The sequence below is a fragment of the Candidatus Poribacteria bacterium genome, assembly GCA_009839745.1.
GTDB lineage: Bacteria > Poribacteria > WGA-4E > WGA-4E > WGA-3G > WGA-3G.
On record VXPE01000022.1, the window covers coordinates 33,305 to 39,366 of the forward strand.

General features: G+C 50.3%; 5 protein-coding genes. 3 read left to right on the forward strand and 2 right to left on the reverse strand.

Features of this window, described 5'->3' with window-relative positions; all coding sequences use genetic code 11:
* The 3 genes from F4X88_03425 to F4X88_03435 all read left to right on the forward strand — a co-directional run bounded on the left by F4X88_03425 (position 1) and on the right by F4X88_03435 (position 3,911).
* Positions 1–1,398 carry a sulfatase gene (locus F4X88_03425; GenBank protein ID MYA55325.1) on the forward strand — a complete coding sequence of 466 codons (1,398 nt, stop codon included), beginning with the start codon at positions 1–3 and terminating at the stop codon, positions 1,396–1,398.
* 174 nt (positions 1,399–1,572) lie between these two features.
* The gene (locus F4X88_03430) at positions 1,573–2,592 is read left to right on the forward strand and encodes a TIM barrel protein (GenBank protein MYA55326.1); all 1,020 of its coding nucleotides are present in this window, start codon (positions 1,573–1,575) and stop codon (positions 2,590–2,592) included.
* 50 nt (positions 2,593–2,642) lie between these two features.
* Positions 2,643–3,911: a PQQ-binding-like beta-propeller repeat protein gene (locus tag F4X88_03435; protein MYA55327.1), complete on the forward strand. Its 1,269-nt coding sequence runs from the start codon at positions 2,643–2,645 to the stop codon at positions 3,909–3,911.
* A gap of 28 nt (positions 3,912–3,939) precedes the next feature.
* Here F4X88_03435 and F4X88_03440 read toward each other — a convergent pair whose 3' ends face one another.
* Positions 3,940–5,028, reverse strand: a complete 1,089-nt coding sequence (locus F4X88_03440; protein ID MYA55328.1) for an exo-alpha-sialidase — start codon at positions 5,026–5,028, stop codon at positions 3,940–3,942.
* 167 nt (positions 5,029–5,195) lie between these two features.
* Positions 5,196–5,522 (reverse strand): hypothetical protein, encoded by a 327-nt coding sequence (locus F4X88_03445; protein MYA55329.1) that lies wholly within the window; start codon positions 5,520–5,522, stop codon positions 5,196–5,198.
* Positions 5,523–6,062 lie beyond the last annotated feature (540 nt).

The following is a 6,062-nucleotide window of genomic DNA, read 5'->3' on the forward strand; positions in this document are numbered from 1 at the left end:
TTGCGTAGACCCAATATCCTATTCATCATGTCCGACGACCACGCTTCACACGCTATCAGCAGTTACGGGAGCCGGATTAACCAAACCCCGAATTTGGATCGTATCGCAGACGGCGGTATGATTCTCCAAAACTGTTTCTGCGTCAACTCTATATGCACGCCGAGCCGTGCGAACATTTTGACCGGTAAACACAGCCATCTCAACGGTGTCAAGACGCTATCAGATCCCCTTGACGGTAGGATACCGAACGTCGCGAAGATGCTCCACGCGGACGGCTATCAGACGGCAATGGTAGGCAAATGGCATCTCGGTCACGGCGGTAACGCAGATCCGACAGGTTTCGACTACTGGAACGTCTTACCCGGACAAGGCCTCTATCACGATCCCGTGATGCTCGAACCCGACGGCGAGAAAACCCATAAAGGCTATACCACCGACATCATCACGGATTTCTCATTGGAATGGTTGCAGAATCGGGACAAAGAGCGACCGTTCTTTATGATGTGTCACCACAAAGCCCCCCACCGTCCGTGGGATTCCGATGAGAAGCATGCACACATGTTCGAGGACGAAGATGTTCCGATGCCGGACAACTTCTTCGACGATTACGAGAACCGCTCAAACGCAGCAAGGGATGCGAAAATGCGGGTCTTCGGTCACATGAGCGAAAGAGACCTCAAGATTGATACACTCGGTCCACCACCTGAAGGATTGTCGGAGGAAGAATTAGCAAACTGGCAGTATCAACGGTATATCAAGGAATATCTCCGTTGCGTCGCCTCCATCGACGATAATGTCGGACGGATGCTTGACTATCTCGATGCAGAAGGTATCGCAGACGACACGATCGTCATCTATACCTCCGATCAAGGCTTTTTCTTGGGCGACCACGGCTGGTATGACAAGCGGTTCATGTACGAAGAATCCTTACGGATGCCGTTCCTCGTCCGCTATGCGCGCGAGATTCAACCCGGCAGTTCATGCGACGCAATGGCACTGAACATAGATTTCGCAGAGACTTGGCTCGACTATGCGGGACTCCCTATCCCAGAGGACATGCAGGGAACGAGTATGCGACCACTTCTCAATGGTGAAACACCGGACGATTGGCGAACGTCAATGTATTATCGCTACTGGATGCACCTCACACACCATTATGTTCCCGCACACTACGGGATCCGAACAGATCGCTATAAACTCATCTATTACTACGGCGAGGCACTCGGCACGACGGGTTCTATTGATGAACCGAAAGAACCCGAATGGGAACTCTTCGATCTTGAGAAGGATCCGAACGAAATGTGCAGCGTCTACGACGATCCAGCGTATGCCGACATCGTCACCGAACTGACAGCAGAGTTATACCGACTCAAAGCAGAGGCTGGAGATGCAGAATGATTTTAACTATTAACGCTGAGCTGCTGCGTCCGTTGTCCTTGCAGATGTCCAATTGTTAAGAAAGGATTTTAAACCTAAACCCCTTTCTTAACAATTTTAGATACTTGTTCTCACTGCAAAACAAATGCAGGCAAGTCCCAAACATAACCTTTAAGAAACCAATGGAGGCAGAAAATGGCAACGCAAACCCCATTACAAAACATTGCACCCGGTATGAAAGTCACGGCACAGATGTCACCGGAACCGAGCGAGGCAGATTTGCAGCTTGCCAAGCAGATGGATGTCGAATACGTCGTCCTCTGGACAAACGGCGAAAATGCAAATTACGACTATTTCATGAGTCGCCGTGAGATATTTGAGAACGCAGGACTCAAAATTTATGGGTTCGGCAACAGCGATGTCCACAATCAGGACGGGATTGTGCTGAACTTAGAGAACCGCGACGCGAAGATCGAACAGTATAAACGATACATTCGCGACCTCGGTAGAGCAGGGATTCCGTATACAACCTACGCACACATGGGCAACGGCATCTGGAGCACCGAACGTGAGACAACCCGGGGAGGGGCAAGCGCGCGGGCATTTAACCTCGACGTAGCACAGGAAGGGCACTGGGGCGGTAAATTGTATCCGATGCCGCTTTCACACGGACGCGAATTCAGCGAGGACGAGATCTGGGACAACTACGCCTATTTCATCAAGCAAGCTGCGCCCGTTGCAGAAGAAGCAGGCGTGATGATCGGTATCCACCCCGATGACCCACCCGCGGTGCATCTCGCAGGAATTCCGAGGTGTATCTTCAGCAGTTTTGAGGGTTATAAACGTGCCCTTGAAATCGCCGATAGTCCGAACGTCGGTATGTGTTTCTGTGTGGGTTGTTGGCTGGAGGGCGGTGAACTCATGGGCAAAGATGTCATTGAATCCATCCGTTACTTCGGCGAGCGGAACAAAATCTTCAAAGTTCATTTCCGCAACGTCGATCAGCCACTTCCACATTTCGTTGAGACCTTCGTTGACAACGGTTATCAGGATATGTACCACGTCGCGAAAGTGCTCCGCGAGGTTAATTTCAACGGCGTGCTGATCCCCGACCATATCCCACAAATGGGCGATGACGGTCGCGTCGGCACAGCATATACGATCGCCTACATGAATGCACTCGTGAAACGAGCGAATGAGGAGGTCGCCGCGTGAGGATATCCGCACGAGCCTTTTTACTCTTGCTTAGCTTTCCACTGACCGTGATGGCGGATTGGAGCGATTTTCTCGGTCCAGAACGAAACGGTAAATCGCAAGAGAAGATAGAGATCGCGCCATGGAGAAACACGGGTCCCCCGGTCGTTTGGCACAAGAAGATTGGGACCAGTTACGGGGCACCTACCATCTCAGACGGACGCCTGTTTATCTTCGCGCGTCATGGCGACATGGCGCGCCTCACCTGTATGGAAAGCAACACCGGGATCGAAATCTGGCGATTTGAATACCCGACAGACTACGAGGATATGTACGGATATAACAACGGGCCGCGGTCTTGTCCTGTCATTGACGGAGAACGCGTGTATATCTTCGGTGTTCAGGGAAAGTTGCACTGCCTGAATGTTTCGGATGGAAACCTGTTATGGAAGGTGGATACGGCGGTCCGTTATAATGTGGTTCAAAATTTCTTCGGCACCGCCTCAACACCGATTGTTGAAGGCGATTTACTCATCGCTCAAATTGGAGGTTCTCCACCGGGTACCCCGAAAGACGTTTGGGCATCAGATGGCAATCCACCCCCAAACGGCACGGGCATTGTCGCGTTCAACAAACAGACTGGGGATGCCGTTTACGAAATCAGTGACCAATTAGCGAGTTATGCCAGTCCTATCACAACAACAATTGATGGACGCCGTTGGGGATTCATGTTTGCTCGTGGCGGGCTTGTCGGCTTTGAACCGATGACCGGTGAAATAGACTTCTACTACCCATGGCGCTGTCCGAAGATTGAATCCGTTAATGCTTCATGTCCAGTCGTTGCCGACGATCTCGTCTTTATCAGTGAATCCTACGAGGTAGGCAGTTCTGTCCTCCAAGTGTATCCGGGTGGCTACAAGGTTATTTGGAAAGATCCACCGCGCCGCCGAAACCAAGCGATGCGGTTGCACTGGAACACCGCCATCCATCACGAAGGCTATCTCTACGGTAGTAGTAGTAGACACACCAGCGGTGCGGAACTCCGATGTGTAGAATTCAAGACCGGCAAAGTTGTGTGGGGACAACGCGTTGACGAACGCGCCTCGTTACTCTGGGTAAACGACTACTTTATCTACCTCGGTGAATATGGACGGTTGATGCTGCTCAAATGCACCCCTGAAAAGATGGAGATCATTTCTGAAGCAGTTCCCAGAGACGAAAACGGGAGACAATTTATAGAATATCCTGCTTGGTCGGCACCGTCATTGTCAAATGGACTGTTATACATCCGAGGCAAAGACCGATTAGTCTGCCTTGACCTACGTTCAGAGACAAAGTGATTACACCTCGACCCATTGAAACCCTTGATTACGGTTTCCACAACGTCGCCTCGATGAACCGCTCACCGTCCGGCTCCTCATCGAAATAGTAGGCGGTCACTATCGTACCGTCAGGACGTTGAATTGTGCGGGGATACCCGATATCATGATCTCCACCCTTATCGCGTAAAACGATCTCTTCACCCCAAGTCTCACCCGCATCACTGCTCAATTTAGCACATATCCGATGCGGGGCATCCCGGTACCCGTAAATGAGGCACAGGCGTCCGTCGTGAAGATGGGTTAGCGTTGGTGGGTTTCCTCCGCTTCCCGTATTCTCTACAGGTCGGTTCATGTAATTCCACGTCTGTCCGTTATCATCTGAGGCGTAGAGGTCAATCCAGTTCTGCCGCTCTTCCCAGTCAGCATTCGTATTACCACTGCCTCCGCGGCACCGAACCGCCACCAGAATCTTTGAATCAGACAACCGAACACTCGCGGGCATAATCGCGAATCCCTCTGGTTCGGGTCCGATCTGAGACAGCAACGAAAAGGATTCACCGCCGTCGGTTGTTTGCGCACAGAATATCAAACCTTCCTCACCATCTGCTTTCGATGCGGTGAGGAACAGCAGACACTCGTCGGGACCTGAGATGAGGTAGTCTGTTCGAGCAGCGATACCGGTATAGTCGAACATCGGGAGTCGAAACGGACCTTTCCAACTCTGGCACCGGTCAAAAGAGGTGTAAAACCACGAGTACGCCCCTGCCCTTAACCCTGACCTGCTGCACATCATCGCGAAATCAGGGTGCGTAAAATCCACACGTGAGGGTGTCTCAAAAGAAGCCTCAGCTGTCAGCCGATGCTGTTCTTCCACGTGTTCATCTGCAGAAAGCGTCCCTCTTGCAGGTAAACGGCACGGTGTTTCCGAAACGTTCCAAGTCTCACCGCCATCAACACTGCGTGCCTGCATGCCCACAAACGGTTTATCGCGGTCGCGGCGGTGGAACCCTGCATCCGATTTATGATACCCCACCGTAAATCCGACAACGATCTCGTTATCCCATGCCCATATACCGTAATTCGCTGGCCAACCGGCGTATCGACCTGGCTCTCGATAAATTGTAATCTGTCTCATGCTTGTCTTTATTCTCCCATCTTGGTGATATAGATTTGCAAAATATGCCTCAAAGAATTCACAGAATATTTGCTTAAACCTATTCAATTAACGTGAGTTTGATAAATAATTGTGCAATTTTTTGTAGAAAGAGAACCCTTTTGGTATAATGAAGGTATCCGATATCTTCAAACCAAAGGAGTTCTCTGATGGGTATTGTACCACTTTTCTGCGAAATACACGACTTTTTTATGATGTCCGAGCATGTACGCAGACAAGTTATCGTTGTCGTCCTTTAGACGATCTATAATGTCTTTGTCATCTAACGTCGCTATGAGCCTTGCGAGCAAACTACTTGCTATTCTTTTCGCTCTAACCTCGCTATTAAGGGCATCGACCTTCTTTTGAGCTTCATCAACCTTTGCCTCAAAGTTCTCACACGCATACACAGCAACAACGACGGTAAGGACAGCGACGAGCAGAACAATCGCGAAAATGCGAAGATGTTCCATCATGGCATCCTCCTTTAGTGCGTATGCCGACGCTTCGGCTCAACGGGTTTTTCTTGTTTAAATTCATCATACCTTTTATAGGCAGCCGCTTCTCTTTTATCCCAATCTTCGAGTTCGGCGACAAGGGAAGCCTTTTCCGCATCACTCATATTCTCAAGAAACGCCATGCGTTCCTCTTGGGACATATTGAGATACAAGTCGTCGAAAAATTCATCTTGATCTTTCAAGACTTTTTTCCATTCTTCATAACGTTTGTCAGATTCCGCACTCCACTTTTTGTATCCCACCCACCACTTTGTATGCCGGTCAGCATCTTCCCAGACTGCCTCGTAGTCTTGGCAGTCGGGATATTTCTGCTGATGCCGTATGACTTGGTTTCTTCGCACGCGTTCATAGGTGGCGAGTTCTTCGTCTGTGAAATCCGCTAGATCGGGATCGACGATCTCCTCGAAGGAACCATCTTCAAATGGAACTTCCTCTGCTATGACGGGTTCATGCGGTTCAGCGTGCCACTCTTCGCCGTGCCAGTGTCCGCTCTCGTAG

Coding starts and splice junctions, on each gene's coding strand:
- F4X88_03430 (MYA55326.1), top strand. CDS start 1,573: ATGGCAACGCAAACCCCATTACAAAACATTGCACCCGGTATGAAAGTC.
- F4X88_03435 (MYA55327.1), top strand. CDS start 2,643: ATGGCGGATTGGAGCGATTTTCTCGGTCCAGAACGAAACGGTAAATCG.
- F4X88_03440 (MYA55328.1), bottom strand. CDS start 5,028: ATGAGACAGATTACAATTTATCGAGAGCCAGGTCGATACGCCGGTTGG.
- F4X88_03445 (MYA55329.1), bottom strand. CDS start 5,522: ATGATGGAACATCTTCGCATTTTCGCGATTGTTCTGCTCGTCGCTGTC.